Source organism: Microbacterium sp. ANT_H45B, from assembly GCF_008369345.1.
Lineage (GTDB): Bacteria > Actinomycetota > Actinomycetes > Actinomycetales > Microbacteriaceae > Microbacterium.
Map to the genome: position 1 here is coordinate 924,231 of NZ_VOBK01000001.1, position 16,138 is coordinate 940,368.

Annotated in this window: 16 protein-coding genes; 14 read left to right on the top strand and 2 right to left on the bottom strand. The window is 68.9% G+C overall.

Annotated features, from left to right (window positions below):
• The first annotated feature begins 2 nt into the window (after positions 1-2).
• The 5 genes from FQ142_RS04400 to FQ142_RS04420 all read left to right on the top strand — a co-directional run bounded on the left by FQ142_RS04400 (position 3) and on the right by FQ142_RS04420 (position 6,807).
• A complete protein-coding gene (locus FQ142_RS04400; protein WP_253384359.1) occupies positions 3-947 on the top strand; it encodes an ABC transporter permease in 945 nt (314 codons plus the stop codon).
• Positions 944-2,773 (top strand): ABC transporter ATP-binding protein, encoded by a 1,830-nt coding sequence (locus tag FQ142_RS04405; protein WP_149422383.1) that lies wholly within the window; start codon positions 944-946, stop codon positions 2,771-2,773. Before FQ142_RS04400 ends, FQ142_RS04405 begins: the two co-directional genes overlap by 4 nt.
• A gap of 84 nt (positions 2,774-2,857) precedes the next feature.
• Positions 2,858-4,237, top strand: coding sequence for a glycoside hydrolase family 32 protein (locus tag FQ142_RS04410; RefSeq protein WP_149422384.1), 1,380 nt, complete (start codon positions 2,858-2,860; stop codon positions 4,235-4,237).
• The gene (locus tag FQ142_RS04415) at positions 4,234-5,187 is read left to right on the top strand and encodes a carbohydrate kinase family protein (protein ID WP_149422385.1); all 954 of its coding nucleotides are present in this window, start codon (positions 4,234-4,236) and stop codon (positions 5,185-5,187) included. Before FQ142_RS04410 ends, FQ142_RS04415 begins: the two co-directional genes overlap by 4 nt.
• A 36-nt stretch (positions 5,188-5,223) precedes the next feature.
• Positions 5,224-6,807 carry a glycoside hydrolase family 32 protein gene (locus tag FQ142_RS04420; protein ID WP_262492050.1) on the top strand — a complete coding sequence of 528 codons (1,584 nt, stop codon included), beginning with the start codon at positions 5,224-5,226 and terminating at the stop codon, positions 6,805-6,807.
• Positions 6,808-6,831: 24 nt separating this feature from the next.
• Here the strand turns inward: FQ142_RS04420 and dinB are convergent, their stop codons facing one another.
• Together dinB and FQ142_RS04430 are read right to left on the bottom strand one after the other, a co-directional pair.
• Positions 6,832-8,028 carry a DNA polymerase IV gene (gene dinB / locus FQ142_RS04425; protein ID WP_149422386.1) on the bottom strand — a complete coding sequence of 399 codons (1,197 nt, stop codon included), beginning with the start codon at positions 8,026-8,028 and terminating at the stop codon, positions 6,832-6,834.
• Positions 8,029-8,077: 49 nt separating this feature from the next.
• Positions 8,078-8,740 (bottom strand): ArsR family transcriptional regulator, encoded by a 663-nt coding sequence (locus FQ142_RS04430; RefSeq protein WP_262492051.1) that lies wholly within the window; start codon positions 8,738-8,740, stop codon positions 8,078-8,080.
• 116 nt (positions 8,741-8,856) lie between these two features.
• Between FQ142_RS04430 and FQ142_RS04435 the strand changes: the two genes are divergently transcribed.
• The 9 genes from FQ142_RS04435 (at position 8,857) to FQ142_RS04475 (ending at position 16,130) form a co-directional block, all read left to right on the top strand.
• Positions 8,857-9,117, top strand: coding sequence for a DUF6458 family protein (locus FQ142_RS04435; RefSeq protein WP_056415682.1), 261 nt, complete (start codon positions 8,857-8,859; stop codon positions 9,115-9,117).
• A 6-nt stretch (positions 9,118-9,123) separates the two neighbouring features.
• Positions 9,124-9,795, top strand: coding sequence for a phosphatase PAP2 family protein (locus FQ142_RS04440; RefSeq protein WP_149422388.1), 672 nt, complete (start codon positions 9,124-9,126; stop codon positions 9,793-9,795).
• Positions 9,792-10,604: a DUF1206 domain-containing protein gene (locus FQ142_RS04445; protein WP_149422389.1), complete on the top strand. Its 813-nt coding sequence runs from the start codon at positions 9,792-9,794 to the stop codon at positions 10,602-10,604. Before FQ142_RS04440 ends, FQ142_RS04445 begins: the two co-directional genes overlap by 4 nt.
• A gap of 119 nt (positions 10,605-10,723) precedes the next feature.
• Entirely contained in the window at positions 10,724-12,454 is a 1,731-nt protein-coding gene (locus FQ142_RS04450; RefSeq protein ID WP_149422390.1) for a DHA2 family efflux MFS transporter permease subunit, read from the top strand.
• Between the two features lies 1 nt (position 12,455).
• Positions 12,456-12,911, top strand: a complete 456-nt coding sequence (locus FQ142_RS04455; RefSeq protein ID WP_056415692.1) for a MarR family winged helix-turn-helix transcriptional regulator — start codon at positions 12,456-12,458, stop codon at positions 12,909-12,911.
• 123 nt (positions 12,912-13,034) lie between these two features.
• Complete coding sequence (locus FQ142_RS04460) at positions 13,035-13,772, top strand: ABC transporter permease (RefSeq protein ID WP_149422391.1); 738 nt, start codon at positions 13,035-13,037, stop codon at positions 13,770-13,772.
• Positions 13,772-14,542, top strand: a complete 771-nt coding sequence (locus tag FQ142_RS04465) for an ABC transporter permease (RefSeq protein ID WP_149422392.1) — start codon at positions 13,772-13,774, stop codon at positions 14,540-14,542. Before FQ142_RS04460 ends, FQ142_RS04465 begins: the two co-directional genes overlap by 1 nt.
• Positions 14,539-15,495, top strand: a complete 957-nt coding sequence (locus FQ142_RS04470; RefSeq protein ID WP_149422393.1) for an ABC transporter substrate-binding protein — start codon at positions 14,539-14,541, stop codon at positions 15,493-15,495. The genes FQ142_RS04465 and FQ142_RS04470 overlap by 4 nt, the downstream gene beginning before the upstream one ends.
• Before the next feature lie 101 nt (positions 15,496-15,596).
• Positions 15,597-16,130, top strand: a complete 534-nt coding sequence (locus tag FQ142_RS04475) for a MarR family winged helix-turn-helix transcriptional regulator (protein WP_149422394.1) — start codon at positions 15,597-15,599, stop codon at positions 16,128-16,130.
• The last annotated feature ends 8 nt before the right edge of the window (positions 16,131-16,138 follow it).

Consider the following 16,138-nt stretch of genomic DNA (forward strand, 5'->3'; position numbering starts at 1 on the left):
TCATGTCCGTACAGAATTCCGGATCGAGCATGCTCTCGACGGCGACGACCTCGCGTCCCGGCGTCCCGGTGAAGAGCCCGGTGTACCGCGACCACCTGCTCGCGCGTCTGCTGCGAGACCGTCGTGCGGTGATCGGCCTCGTCATCCTGGCGATCTTCGTCGTCGTCGCCGTCGCCGCGCCGCTGCTGGCACCGGGCAATCCCCGTGCCTCGGTGGTCGCCGGCTCCGAGGCGCCGTCGCTCGCGCACCTTCTCGGCACGACGGCCAAGGGCGAGGACGTCCTCGCACTTCTGATCTGGGGATCCCAGAGCTCGCTCGGCATCGGGTTCACCGTCGGAGCGCTGGCCACTCTCATCGGTCTGCTGGTCGGTCTGGTGTCGGCCTTCTTCGGCCGCGTCGTCGACGACGTGCTGTCGGTCGTGACGAACATCTTCCTGCTGATCCCCGGGCTGCCTCTCCTGATCATCCTCGCCGCGTTCCTCCCGCCAGGACCCGGGACCATCGTCATCGTGCTCGTGGCCACCGGGTGGGCCGGGTCGGCGCGAGTGGTGCGGTCGCAAGCCCTCTCCCTGCGCGGCAAGGACTACACCGACGCCGCGGTCGTGACCGGGGAGCGCCCGCTGACGATCATGTTCCGCGAGATGCTGCCCAACATGGCGTCCATCGTGATGAGCACCTTCCTCGCCTGCGTGATCTTCGGCATCGGGGCCCAGGCGGGACTGGAGTTCCTCGGCCTCGGCGACGTCTCGGCCATCAGCTGGGGCACGAACCTGTACTGGGCGAGCATCGAAGGCTCTCTCATCCGAGGCACCTGGTGGACCTTCGTCCCCTCGGGCGTCGCCATCGCCCTGGTGGCGTTCGCGCTCGCCCTCATCAACTACGCCGTCGACGAGATCACCAATCCTCGACTCGCCGGACGCACCAAGAGAAAGGACCGCCGGCGATGATCACCACACCGAGCGCGAGCGCGAGCAGCGCGCAAGCACCCGACGCGGCCGACGTCATCCTCGACGTCCGCGACCTCACCATCGCCTACGAGGTGAACGGACGATCCGTCACCGCCGTCGAGAACGTGTCCTTCACCATCCGCCGCGGAGAGACGTTCGGCCTGGCCGGCGAGTCCGGAAGCGGCAAGAGCACGATCGCGAACGCCATCCTCAAGCTCCTCGGCGGCAACGGCCGCATCGTCTCCGGGTCGATCCGCTGCGGCGACGTCGAGATCGAGCATCTGACCGGAGAGGAGCTGCGCGCGTTCCGGTGGAATCGCGTCTCGATGGTCTTCCAGAGCGCGATGAACTCCCTGAACCCCGTGATGACGGTCGGGGATCAGATCGTCGACGTCTTCACCACGCACCGGAAGATGAGGCGAGCGGAGGCGCGTGAGCGGGCGCGGCAGTTGCTCGAGCTCGTGGGCATCGACCCCGATCGCATGACGTCGTACCCTCATCAGCTCTCCGGGGGCATGCGTCAGCGTGCGGTGATCGCGATCGCCCTGGCCCTCGAGCCCGATCTGCTCATCATGGACGAGCCCACCACGGCGCTCGACGTCGTCGTGCAGCAGGAGATCATCAACGAGATCAAGGAGCTGCAGGCCCGCCTCGGGTTCGCGATCCTCTTCATCACGCACGACCTCTCGCTGATGGTCGAGATCAGTCAGCGCCTCGGCATCATGCGTCACGGCGTTCTGCTGGAGGTGGGGGACTCGGCCGAGGTGTATGCGCGACCGACGCACGAGTACACGCGACAGCTCATCGACGCCTTTCCGCCCATCACCCGCGACCCGTCCGCGCCGGCACCGTCGACGGCCGCGGCCGTCGACGGACCCGCGTCGGATCCGGCTGCGGCGGGCGAGGTCGTGGTCTCGTTCCGCGACGTGACCAAGGACTTCATGGGCGGATCGATGTTCGCGCGCCGCAGCACCAGAGCCGTCGACGGTGCGAGCTTCGATCTGCACGCCGGCGAGATCATGGCGCTCGTGGGCGAGTCCGGCAGCGGCAAGAGCACGATCGCCCGCATCCTCGCACGACTCGAGCAGCCGTCCGACGGCCGCCTGATCGTCGAAGGCATCGATGTGCTCCGCGACGAGCCGCGGCGCGCGTCACGCCGATACCGGAACACGGTGCAGATGGTGTTCCAGGATCCCTTCGGATCCCTGAACCCGACGAAGCGCATCCGTCACTTCCTCGAGCGCCCGCTCGCCATCTACTCCGACCTCTCCGCCGCACAGCGACGCGAGGAGGCCGCGGCCCTGATGCGCTCCGTCGAGCTCGACCCCGCGCTGCTGGACCGGCACCCGCACGAGCTCTCCGGAGGACAGCGTCAGCGGGTGGCGATCGCCCGCGCGCTGGCGGTGAACCCGAAGGTGATCCTCGCCGACGAGCCCACCTCGATGCTGGACGTGTCGGTGCGGATGGGGGTGCTGCAGCTGCTGAAGCGCCTCCGCGACGAGCGCGGCATCTCGATCCTCTACATCACGCACGATCTCGCCTCCGCGCGCTTCGTCGCGGACACGACGATCGTCATGCTCCGCGGAGCGCTCGTCGAAGGCGGCGCGAGCGCGGAGGTGATGGACGCGCCGCAGCATCCGTACACCCGGCTGCTCGTCTCAGCCGCCCCCGATCCGCTCCGACGCACACCCTTCGACCGGGAGGATCGTGCCCGCGTCCGTGCGCAGATCCACACGATCACGGAGGGCCGATCGCCGGCGCAGGAGCGGCCGGCGCATCGATTCGTCTCCTCGACGCACTGGTACAGCCAGGACGGCGTCGAGTGAGAGCCGCGATCCCCATCCCGACGATCCCCATCCCGACGACCCGCACCACGACGACCACCACGACTTCGAACTGAGAACCACGCAATGACGACGCCCCTCACCGATGCGACCAGTCGCCCGCAGGCCCACTTCGCTCCCGCGGAGAACTGGATGAACGACCCGAACGGCCTCATCCACCATGACGGCCTGTACCACCTGTACTTCCAGCACAACCCCGAGTCGGCGGACTGGGGGAACATGAGCTGGGGGCACGCCACCAGCCGGGACCTGCGGACATGGCAGGAGCACGCCGTGGCGTTGCGGTTCGACGACGACGAGCAGATCTTCTCCGGCTCCGTCGTGTTCGACGCGACGAACTCGTCGGGCTTCGGCGTCGACGGTCGTGCGCCTCTGATCGCGCTCTACACCTCGGCGACCGATCACGGCCAGGCGCAGGCGCTCGCCCACAGCGCGGACGGCGGCTACACGTGGACGAAGCACGGCGTGGTCCTCGACCGCGGCACCGCGGACTTCCGTGACCCGAAGGTGTTCCGCCACGGCGGCGAGTGGATCCTCGTCGCGGTGGAGGCGCTCGACCGGCAGGTGCACCTGTTCCGGTCCGATGACCTGCTCGCCTGGCAGCCGCTCAGCGTCTTCGGGCCGTTCGGTGCACCCGAGGGCATGTGGGAGTGCCCCGACCTGTTCCCGGTGGAGAACCGGTGGGTGCTGGCGCTGTCGGTGAATCCGGGGCATCCGGGCGGCGGCTCGGGCATGCAGTACATCGTGGGCGACTTCGACGGGACGACATTCACCCCGTCGCACTGGGACTGGCTCGATCACGGGCACGACTACTACGCCGGGGTCACCTTCAGCGGTCTGGAGGAGCCCGTGATGCTCGCCTGGCTCAGCAACTGGGCGTACGCGCGCGAGGTTCCCACGCACCCGTGGCGCGGCAGCATGGCGCTCCCGCGTCGGCTCTCGCTCCGCGGAGATGTGCTGCTGCAGCGGCCCGCCGTCGAGGTCGACCGTCCGGCCGCCTTCTCGTGCGAGCACACCCCCGTCCCCGTGGGCGGATTCGAGCTGCCGCGGGAGGCGCAGGGAGCCGCGCTGCGCATCGAGCTCGCGATCCGTCCCGCTGAGGCGGAGGTCGAGCTGCACGTCCGTGCCGGAGCGGAGCCGGGCGATGCCATCGTCGTGCGGTACGCCGACGGCGTAGTGAGCGTGGACCGCTCCGGCGCGTCGAACACGTCGTTCTCGGCCGACTACGGGCTCACCTCGTCGGCGTCCGTGGAACTGCGCGACGGCGTTCTCGACCTCGACGTCTGGGTCGACAGCACTTCGGTCGAGGTGTTCGCCGACGGGGGCGCGGTCACGATCAGCGAGCAGATCGTGACCACGGACGAGCGGGTCGGCGTCCGCATCGCGGCGAGTCGCCCCGGGGCGACGATCGATTCGCTGGTGATCACCGATCTGGACCGCGCATGAGCGGCGCGGCGACCGAATCGGTCGATGCCCTCGTCATCGGCGAGGCCCTCGTCGACGTCGTCGATGACGGCACATCGACGACCGAGCACCCCGGGGGCAGCCCCGCCAACGTCGCGCTGGGGCTCGGCCGTCGCGGCCTGGATGTCGCACTGCTGACCGACCTCGGGCGCGACGCGCGGGGGAGTCGGATCGTTCGCCATCTGGAACGATCGGGCGTGCGGGTGCTGGCCGGATCCTTCTCCGACCGGCCCACCTCCACAGCGACCGCGACCATGCGCGAGGACGGTTCGGCGTCGTACCTCTTCGACGTGCAGTGGAATCCCGGGGCGGCGCCGCTGGCGGTCGCCCCCGCACTCGTGCACACCGGATCGATCGGCGCCTTCCTCTCGCCGGGTCGCGCGACCGTGCTCGCACACCTGGATCGGCTCGATGCGCGCCTCGTCACGTTCGACCCGAACATCCGTCCCGCCCTGCTCGGCACCCATGCCGAGACGTTCGCGGACTTCGAGGAGCTGGCCTCTCGGGCGGACGTCGTGAAGATGAGCGACGAAGACGCCGAGTGGCTGTATCCGCGGCTGTCGCCGACCGAGGCCGGCGAGCGGGTGCATGCCCTGGGCCCGCGGTTGGTCGTGATCACCCTCGGCGCCGACGGCGCACTGCTCGTCGCTCAGGGCATCGCCGTCTCCGTCGCCGCATCCCCCGTGTCGGTCACGGACACGATCGGTGCCGGCGACACCTATATGAGCTCGCTCATCGCCGACCTGCTGGCCGCGGATCGTCCTCTCGACCGGTCGACGATCGAGGTCCTCGGCGTCCGCGCCGCCGGGGCCGCGGCGATCACGGTGTCCAGGGCCGGTGCGGACCTGCCCTGGGCGAAAGACCTGGCGACGGCAGGGCAGCCGTCGTTCGACGCGACCGGCGGGCGAGCGTGCGCCGTCGCGCACCCCTAACGGCAGCGCCGATGCTGCCCTCAACGGAAGGTGATCATGGACACTCCTCACGCGCTCTCCCGCCGCGCACTCCTCGCGGGGGCGGGGGCCGCCGCGATCGGCGGCTCGCTCGCCCTGGTGGCCGGTGAATCCGCCGCCGCCTCGACACTCGCTCCCGCGACTCCTGCCGCAGCGGGAGGCCCCTCCTCGAAAGGACGATCGCGCATGCGACCGACGTACCACTTCAGCGTGCCCGACAACTGGAAGAACGACCCCCAGCGGCCGATCTACCTCGACGGCGAGTACCACTACTACTACCTCTACAACGCCGACTACCTCGAGGGCGGAGTCGGCACGTCGTGGCGCCGCGCGACGACCCGTGACCATGTCGAGTTCCGCGACCGAGGCGAGGCGATCCCGAAGTTCAGCGACGCCAACGGCGACTGCTGGTCGGGATCGCTGGTCATCGACGAGCAGAACACGGCGGGATACGGTGCGGGTGCCGTCATCGCCCTCGTCACGCAGGCTCCGGAGGGGCGACAGGCGCAGTATCTCTGGTATTCGACCGACCGTGGTCGCTCCTTCCGCCCGGGTGGAACGGCGCCGGTGCTCGCGAATCCCGGAACGCCGGACTTCCGCGACCCCAAGGTGATCTGGGACTCCGACCGGAACCGGTGGTTCATGGCCAATGCGGAGGGGCAGGAGATCGGCTTCTACGCGTCCCCCGACCTGCGCTCCTGGACTCGGGTGGGGGAGTTCGTGCGCACCGACCTCGGCCTTCTGGAATGTCCGGACATCTTCCGGATGACGGCGGACGACGGAACCTCCCACTGGATCCTCGGCACCAGCGGCAACGGCAAGGCTCGCGGCCTTCCGGCCACCTACGCCTACTGGACGGGCCGCTTCGACGGTGCATCGTTCGTCACCGACCGCGACGAGCCGGAGTGGCTCGACTACGGCTTCGACTTCTACGGTGCGGTCACGTACCCGAACCACGACGCGGCGGGCGCCGAGGATCCGACCCTCCGGCGCGCGATCGGCTGGGCGAACTTCTGGGACTACCCGCACAACACCCCCACACTCGCCACCGACGGCTACAACGGCGATGACATGATCGTCCGTGACGTCCGGCTGAAGCGGGGGACCGACGACTACTATCTCGCCTCCGCCCCCACCGCCGCGCTCGCCGACCACGTGAGGCGCACGCACAGCCTGGGCGATGTCGAGGTCACCGGGACGCGGGACCTCGAGCTGCGAGAGCTGGCCTACGAGATCTCCTGCGAGATCGTCTGGGATCCTGCGGCGCCTCCGGCCAACGTCGGCCTGGAGGTCTGCCGCGCCCCCGGCGGCGGGCGCCACGTCGCCGTAGGAGCATATCTCGCGGGCGGATTCGCGTACGTCAACCGGCGTCCGACTATCAACCCCACCGGCGGCGAGACCCAGACACCGGTCGATCCCTCGGCCGGGCGCCTGAGCCTGCGGATCCTCGTCGACCGCACGAGCGTCGAGATGTTCGTCGGAGACGGCCGCGCCGTGCACTCGCACCGCGTGTTCCCGCTGGAGGGCGACAACCGCATCCGCCTGTACTCCCATGAAGGCACGAGCACGTTCCGTGGGCTGACGGTGAAGCGGCTCGCGTAACGGCCGGATCTCTCCCCGCGCGCCTCATCGGTGCTCGGGGAGAGTCGGACTCGACCAGCCGGGGTCCCGCCCGAGCTGCGCGGCACGGGAGACGGATGCCGCGCCGAAACGCTCGCGCAGCGTGTCGAGCACGCCGTCGAGACGCTGCTCGTCGCCCCAGTCGATGGGCAGCTCGGGCGGCACGCGCTCGGCCCTGTCGAGCTGCGACAGCGAGACGCCGAGGAGGGTGATGCCACGGTCGGTGATCTCGGGCTGCGCGGCGGCCAGCAGCCGTCGTGCCGTGGTGAGCAGGATCGCCGTGCGGTCGGTCGGCGTGCCGACGGTGCGCGACCGGGTCGCCTTCGTGTAGTCGCCGAAGCGCAGGCGCAGCACGACCGTGCGGCAGACGCGCTCACCGTCGCGCAGCCGTCGCGCGAGGCGATCGATGATCTCGGTGAGGAGGAGATCGAGGTCGTCGGGCGAGCGCGGACGGCTCCCCAGAGCGCGCTGCGACCCGATCGATCGGCGTCGTCGGGCGGTGTCGACCGGGCGGGGGTCTCGCAGGCGGGCGAGCGCATGCAGGTGCGCTCCGACCGCGGTGCCCAGCATGCTCTCGGCGGTCGACGCCTCGAGCTCGGCGAGCTGGCCGACGGTCCGGATGCCGTAGCGGTGCAGCTTCTCGGCCGTCACCGCTCCCACTCCCCACAGCCGCTCCACCGGAAGCGGGAGCAGGAACTCCTCTTCTCGGTCGGGTTCGACGACGAGCAGCCCGTCGGGCTTGCTGGCCGCGCTCGCCACCTTCGCGAGGAACTTGGTGCGCGCCACGCCGACCGAGATCGCCAGCCCGACCTCCGTTCGCACGCGCTCGCGCAGGCGAGCGGCGACCTGCTCCGGTGTGCCGGCGATGCGCCGCAATCCGCCGACCTCGAGAAAGGCCTCGTCGATCGAGAGACCCTCGACGAGAGGCGTCGTGTCGCGGAAGATCGCGAAGACGTCTCTGCTCGCCGCGGAGTACGCCTCCATGCGCGGGGGGACGACCACGGCATCGGGGCACAGGTCGCGCGCCTGTCTTCCGCCCATCGCGGTGCGCACGCCGCGGGCCTTGGCCTCGTAGCTCGCCGCCAGCACGACGCCGCCCCCGACGATGACCGGTCGGCCGCGCAGGGCCGGTGCATCGCGCTGCTCGACTGACGCGTAGAACGCGTCGAGGTCTGCATGCAGCACGGTCGCCTCGCCCCGCATCCCGACCTCCCGTTGACGCGATGATCGTCGCACGGACCGGGGACAGTGCTCAGACGGGGAGGAGCCGGGACGAGAAGGAGCGGATCCGCCGGAAGAGGGTGTCGAAGGCCGCGTCGAAGGCGGCGGCGGTGCCGACTCTGGCCGGATCGCGGATGGACCAGTGCAGGTCGTCGCCGTCGCGCAGTCGTTCATGGGCGTCGTCGCACACGGTGATCACGAGATCTCCGTGCGCGCGTACGTCTTCGATGTGCTGCGGCGGATGGTCGGAGGGGATGGTGAGGCCGTGGCGGGCCGCCGACGCCGCCGCCTCCGGATTCACCGCCACCGCAGGACGTGTTCCCGCCGATGCGACGTCGACCGAGCTCGTGTCGCGCCAGATGGCCTCGGCGAGCTGCGACCGTGCGGAGTTCGCGGTGCACACGAAGAGCACACGCTGCGGCGGCACGATGCTCGGGGGTGCGAGGGTGTCGAAGACCTCGGGGCGAAGGCCGATGTAGTTGCGGCGGCGATCGAACTCCGAGCGCGAACGGGAGATGATCTGCGCCGACTCGAGAACGCCGAGATGGTGCGCGATCAGATTCGAGCGCAGATCCAGGGCCGTCCCGATCTCCGAGGACGACAGATCTCCGATCGTGAGCAGATCGACGATCCGCAGGCGCGTCTGATCCGCGAGGGCGGCGAAGATCCCCGTTCGGCGTTCCAGATCGGTCATCACCTTCATCACTATCAGACACTCGCAGATGTGTCCACGGCTATTGACTCAACGCCGACTGACCATATCGTGGTCCCACGGGTCCGCAGAGGCGGCCCAGGAGAGGAATCCACATAATGGGTATCGGAACCGGCATTGCGCTCATCGTCATCGGAGCGATCCTCGTCTTCGCGCTCAACATCGACACCGGCGGATTCGTCGATCTCGATCTGATCGGCTACATCCTCATGGGCGCCGGCGCCCTGGTGTTCCTGATCAGCCTCATCTTCGTCACGCGCAGCAGGCGCACCGAGACCGTCGCCCGCACCGCGGTCGACCCCGCGACGGGCGAGCGGGTCACGCGGAGGAGCATCCGCGACAACGAACCCCTCGCCTGACCCCGCGTGTCCGACGCCGCCCGTCGCGACGCCGCGCTGCTGACGGCCGTCTCTGCCGTCGTCGCCTTCGTCGCGTTGCGCAGCGTCGTCGCGATCGGCGGACACCGGCCGCTGGCGATCGACGTCTGGTGGCACGACCTCATGGGGGCAGCGTCGAGTGACGTCGGCATCGTCATCGCATGGGTGCCCGCCGTCATCGGGGGCACCATCGGCATGATCCTGGTCGGCGCCGCTCTGGTCGTCCTCCTGCTCTGGCGCGGACGGCGAGGCGACGCCGTGACGCTGGCGACCGCCATGGTCGCGGTCGTCGCCGTCGGTGCGACGATGGCGGCCGTGATCGGCCGGACGCGCCCCGCGGACTCGCTGGCGGAGAGCGTGGCCACCTCCTTCCCCTCCGGGCACACCGCGGTTGCGACGACGGTCGTCGTCGTTCTCGGCATCGCGCTCCGTCGCCGCCTCGTCTGGGTGCTGGGCACGATCTGGGTCCTCACGATGATGTGGAGTCGCACCTACCTCTCGGCGCACTGGCTCAGCGATGTCATCGCAGGCATGCTCGAGGGCATCGGCGTCGCCACCCTCGTCTGGGTGTGCGCCGAGGCTGTCCGTGATCGTCATGCCGCGCGCCTGTCCGACACCCCTCCCTTCGAGCACTCCGACGAAAGCGCCACCACACCATGAATGTCCCCACATCCGCTGCCGGCACCGCCAGGGCAGCACAGAGCAGTACGGCGTTCCGCATCCTCGCCAGAGTCGGCTACGTCGTGCTCGGCATCCTGCATCTCCTCATCGGGTTCATCGCCATCTCCCTCGCGACCGGCGGGGGCGGGGGCAGCGCCGACCAGGGCGGAGCGCTGTCGCAGATCCAACAGTCGCCCGCCGGCACCGCCCTGCTGTGGATCATCGTGCTCGGGCTGTTCGCGCTCGCGATCTGGCAGATCGCGGAGGCGGTCGTCGAGCGCGATCCCGATGCCAAGAAGAAGTGGGCTCACCGCATCAAGTTCGCGGGGACGGCCGTGGCGTACGTCGCGATCGGGGCGACCGCGCTCGTGTATGCGCTCGGCGGGCGGTCGGAGTCCTCCGATTCGTCGCAGTCCTTCAGCGCACGGCTGCTGGCCGTGCCCGCCGGGGTCGTGCTGCTCGTGCTCGTGGGCCTCGTCGTCGTCGCGGTGGGCGTCGCGTTCATCGCGCGGGGCGCCACTCGGGCGTTCACGAAGAACCTCTCGCTGCCCGGCGGCGCGGCCCGCTCCGGCATCATCGCGTTCGGCATCGCCGGCTACATCGCCAAGGGGATCGCGGTCGCCGTCGCCGGCGTGCTGTTCGTCATCGCCGCTCTCACGCACGATCCCGAGACGGCCGGCGGTCTCGACTCCGCGTTGCGCAGCCTCGCCGGGCTGCCTTTCGGTGCGGTCATCCTCTGGGCGGTCGGCGCGGGGGTCGTGGTCTACGGACTGTTCTGCGTCGCTCGAGCGCGGTACGCGAGGATGTGACGCCCCAGCCTGCCGGAGGAGGGCGACGGGGATGGTTGCTCCAGGTCGACAGTTGCGCTTTAGCAACCATCGGGCGTATAGTTGATTCTTATCAACTTTCTACACAGGAGCATCCCACTGTGACCCACGTCTCTTCCTCTTCTCTCGCTGAGCCCACGCGCTCTCCGCGCGAGGTCTTCACCGCGATCTCCGGGCTCGTCGTCGGCATGTTCGTCGCCGTGCTCTCCGGCACGGTCGTGTCGACCTCGATGCCTGTCATCATCGCCGACCTCGGCGGCACCCAGTCCCAGTACACCTGGGTCATCACCGCGAGCCTGCTGGCGACCGCCGTCTCCACCCCGATCTGGGGCAAGCTCGCCGACCTCGTCGACCGCAAGGTCCTCGTGCAGATCTCGCTCATCATCTTCACCGTCGGCACGGTGATCGCGGGATTCTCGACCGACACGAACATGCTCATCGCGGTGCGCGTCATCCAGGGCATCGGCGTCGGCGGTCTGATGTCGCTCGTCATGATCGCGGTCGCGCTGATCATCTCGCCCCGTGAGCGCGGCAAGTACATGGGCGTCGTCGGCGGGATCATGGCCCTCGGCACCATCGGCGGCCCGCTGCTCGGCGGACTCCTCACCGACGTGTGGGGCTGGCGCTCCAACTTCTTCGTCGGCGTGCCCTTCGCGCTCCTCGCGCTGGTGCTGCTGCAGTTCACGCTGCACCTGCCCAAGCCGCAGCGCGACACCAGGGTCTCGATCGACTACTTCGGCATCGTCCTGCTCGCGGTCGGCGTCTCGACCCTGCTGATCTGGGTGTCGATGGGCGGCAGCCAGTTCGATTGGGATTCCTCGACCAGCATCATGCTCGTCGTCACCGCCGCGGTCGCGATCGCCGGATTCATCACCGTCGAGTTCTTCGTCAAGGAACCGATCGTGCCGATGTCGCTGTTCCGCAACCGCACCTTCACGCTCTCCGTCATCGCGTCGATCGCGATCGGCGTCTCGATGTTCGCGACCTCGGTGTTCCTCGCGCAGTACTTCCAGCTGGCCCGTGGCGCCACACCCACGGAGTCCGGCCTCATGACCATCCCGATGATCATCGGTCAGATGGGTGCGTCGATCATCATCGGCCAGCTGGTGAGCCGGTTCGGCAAGTGGAAGGGCTGGATGCTCACGGGCTCCGCGCTCACCACGATCGGCGTGAGCCTGATGGCGACGCTGCGCTACGACACCCCGTTCCCGCTCGTCGCGACGTACATGTTCGTCCTCGGCGCCGGACTCGGCATGGTGATGCAGAACCTCACCCTCATCGTGCAGAACGACACGAACCCGAAGCAGCTGGGGGCCGCGTCGTCGAACGTGAACTTCTTCCGCACCATCGCCGGCACCATCGGCGTGACGGTCATGGGCTCACTGCTGTCGACGAGCGTCGCCTCGTACATGTCCGACGCTCTCGAGGGATTCACGCCGACCACTCCTGACGAGGTCGACGCGCTCACCCACCTCGCCTCGGGCGATGTGCCCAAGGTGACGCAGCTCCCCGACACCATCCGTGCGATCGTCGAGGGCGCCTACGGCCATGGCATCGCGGATGCCTTCATCATCGCCATCCCGCTCGCCGTGATCTCGATCATCGCGATCGCGTTCATCCGCAACAAGCCGCTCTCGACCAAGAACGCCGCCGAGCAGCTGCGCGAGCAGGCCGAGGAGTCGGTGCTCGACGTCTCGGAGGCCGAGGTCGGGGCGAACATGTCGACCGGCACCATCCGGATCTCGGCAGCGCAGGCGTCCACCGCCACCGGGTCGGTGACCGTCCTCGAGCACGACCGCGAGGATGAGCAGGGCCGGGAGTCGAGGAACTGAGATGACCATCTCAGACGCGGCGGTGTCCGCAGATGTGGACACCGCCCTCGGCGACCTCCAGACGCATCTGAACCTCATCTTCGCGAGGACCAGGACGCTCTGGCGCGAGTCGGCGGCGCGCATCGACCCCGAGCTGCAGGTCGGCGGTTACAAGCTGCTCGCCTTCATCGACCGCGCGGGCTCGGCCAGCGCACACGAACTGGCCGAGCGGTTCGAGATGGACAAATCCGTCATCAGCCGGCACGTGCGGATGCTCGAGGAGCTCGGGCTCCTGGCCTCTCGGGCGGACGAGCGGGACGGGCGGCTGCGCGTGCTGACGGCGACGCCGTCGGCCTGCGCCGCCCTCGCCGAGCTCCGCAGCGACCACGCCTCGCGACTGCGCACCGTCGTCGCGGAGCTGACGCCGGAGGAGATCGACGCCGCCTCCAAGGTCTTCCGACTGCTCGCCGAGGTCTGAGCGCCGTAACCGAACGATCGCTTCCTGTGTCGTCTCGGGTTGTCGATCGACGTCTTCTGTGGTTCAGTCGAATGTCTTGACTGCGCGAGTCGGCGTCCCAAGACCGGACAGAACGGTGCTTCGGTGAACTGGATCGCCTCCAACCTCGGCCTGATATTCGATCTCACGATCAATCACGTCCGTCTGGCGATCGTGCCCATCCTCCTCGGCTTCGTGATCGCGGTGCCGCTGGGGTGGGTGGCCAGTCGCAATCGCATCGCCAGGACGTTCATCATCACCACGGGCAGCCTGCTCTACACGATCCCGTCGCTGCCGCTGTTCGTCATCCTGCCGGTCATCCTCGGCACCCGGATCCTCGATGACACGAACCTGGTCGTGGCGCTCACGATCTACGCGGTCGCGATCATGCTGCGCTCGGCCACCGATGCGTTCGGATCCGTCGATCGGGCGATCATCGAGTCGGCGAAGGCCGTCGGCTTCTCGCGAGGCGGCCGGTTCTGGCGCGTCGAGTTCCCGCTCGCCGGGCCGGTGCTCGTCGCCGGCCTCCGCGTCGTCTCCGTGTCGACCATCGCCCTCGTCTCGGTGGGTGTGATCATCGGCTCCGAGAACCTCGGCTACCTCTTCCAGAACGGCAAGCAGCGCGGCATCCTCGAGGAGGTCGTCGTCGGGATCGTCATGAGTCTGCTCATCGCCCTCGTCTTCGATCTGATCCTGGTGGCGATCGGGCGGGTTCTGATGCCCTGGAGCCGCGCGGCCGGCACACGTGCGCAGGGTGGCGCGCCCACCGGCAGCGACACCACGGCCGCCGATGCGGGTGCCGGCGGCGGTCGGCTGCTCGCGCCCCCGGGAGCGGGTGTCTGATGAACTTCTTCCTCGACGCCATCGCCTGGATCTTCGATCCCGCCAACTGGGTGCCGGGCTCGCAGAGTCCGCTGCCCATCGGCGACCGGCTCGTCGAGCACCTCCTCTACTCGGGGGTCTCGCTCGCCATCGCGATGCTGATCGCTCTTCCGCTCGGCTTCTACATCGGGCACACCGGGCGCGGTCGGCAGTTCGTCATCGGCTTCACCGGTGCGATGCGCGCCCTCCCCACGCTGGGGCTCCTGTTCTTCCTCACGATGGTGCTGCGCTCCGGCCTCAGCACCACTCCGGCCGTGCTCGTCGGCTCCGTCATCGCGTTCGTCCTGCTGGCCATCCCGTCGCTGCTCGCCGGCGCCTACGCGGGGCTCGAGAGCGTCGGCCGCGAGGCGATCGATGCGGCGCGCTCGATCGGGATGACGGAGATGCAGATCCTGCGCAAGGTCGAGATCCCGCTCGGTCTTCCCGTGATCATCGGCGGGATCCGCTCGGCCACCCTGCAGGTCATCGCGACGGTGACGATCGCGTCGTACGTCGGACTCGGCGGCCTGGGGCGCATCATCTCCTCCGGCATCGGCCTCAACGACTACACCGTGATCCTCGGCGGCGCGCTCCTGGTCACCGCCCTCGCCCTCGTCATCGACGGCGTCTTCGCGCTTCTCCAGCGTCTCACCCGCACTCGGGGACAGGCGAGGCGTCCCCTCCGCAGCGTTCAGCGAAACAGATCGGATGCCGCTGTGGCGCCGATCCTCGACGAAAGGACCCCCGCATGACCTCTCGAGCCCGCAAGACCTGGCTGACAGCCTGCCTGCTCGCCGTCAGCAGCACCGTCGCACTCACCGGCTGCGCGACCTCCGACCCGACGTCGTCCGGCGGCGAGTCCGGTGGGGCCGCCGACGGCGACGCCATCATCGTCGGCTCCTTCGCCTTCCCCGAGAGCGAGATCCTCGGCGAGATCTACGCGCAGGCGCTCGAGGGCGAAGGCTTCGACGTCTCCACGAAGTTCAACATCGGTCCGCGACAGCAGACCATCCCCGCTCTCCAGGACGGGTCAATCAACCTCATCCCGGAGTACAACGGCAACCTGCTGGCCTACTACGACACGGCCTACGAGGAGCGGACGACCGAGGACGTCGACGCCGCGCTGCCGGATGCCGTGGGTGCAGACGATCTGCAGGTGCTCGACTCGGCTGAGGCCGAGGACAAGGACGCCTACGTGGTGACGAAGAAGACCGCCGAGGAGAACGACCTGAAGACGATCGGCGACCTGAAGGCGCTGGAGCCCTTCTCGCTCGCCTCGAACCCGCAGTTCGGCGAGCTCGGGTACGGCATCCCGGGCCTGCGCGACGTCTACGGCGTCGGCACCGAAGCCGGTCAGGTCACGTTCGTCCCGTACGAGGACTTCGGCGGCCCCGACACCGTGCAGGCGCTCGTCGACGGCACGGTGCAGGTGGCGGACATCTACACGACCTCTCCGGCGATCAAGTCCGAGGATCTCGTCGTGCTCGACGACCCCGAGAACATGATCTCGGCGCAGAACGTCATCCCGCTGCTCTCGAAGGACATCTACACGGACAAGCTCGCAGAGGTGCTCAACGCGATCTCGGCGAAGCTCACCACCGACGACCTGATCGAGCTGCGCGACCGGGTCGAGGGCGACGAGAAGGCATCGGCGGCGACGGCGGCGGAAGAGTGGCTCACCGCCGCGGGCCTGCTCGACAAGTGACCGTGCGGACGGATCACCCGTCCCTCACCTGATCGACGCAGTGATCCGTGCGAAGCCCCGCTGTCGCACCGGCAGCGGGGCTTCGCCGTATCATGGCGAGCATGAGCGCCTCTTCCGACGAACACGCCGGACCCGACGCATCCGCCCAGGACGCCGCGTCCGCCGGGACCGTCGATCTCGACGAGGCGGTGTCGCGCGTCGAGCACGAACTGGGGCGGCTCTTCGCCCGCATCCGCGTGAGCTGGCGGGAGGCGGCGCAGACCGTGCATCCCGACCTCCAGCCCCTCGGATACCAGGTGCTGACCTCGATCGCGACCGGCAAGGCGACGTCGGCCGGCGCGATCATCGAACGACTGCAGACCGACAAGACCGCCGTCAGTCGCCAGGTGCGGCAGCTCGAGCAGCTCGGGCTGGTCGAGAGCGTGCGGGATCCCGACGATCGGCGAGCGCGGGTTCTCGTCGCGACCGCACTCGCTCAGGAGAAGGTCACGGCCGCGCGCTCGCGCTATGAAGCCCGACTGGCCGCGCGGCTCGGCCAGTGGTCGCAGGCCGACCTCGATCGCTTCGCCGAGATGCTCTCGGAACTCGGTGGCGGGGCATCCGACGGTGCGGACGGCAAGACTCCGGCATCCTGACCGGGAAT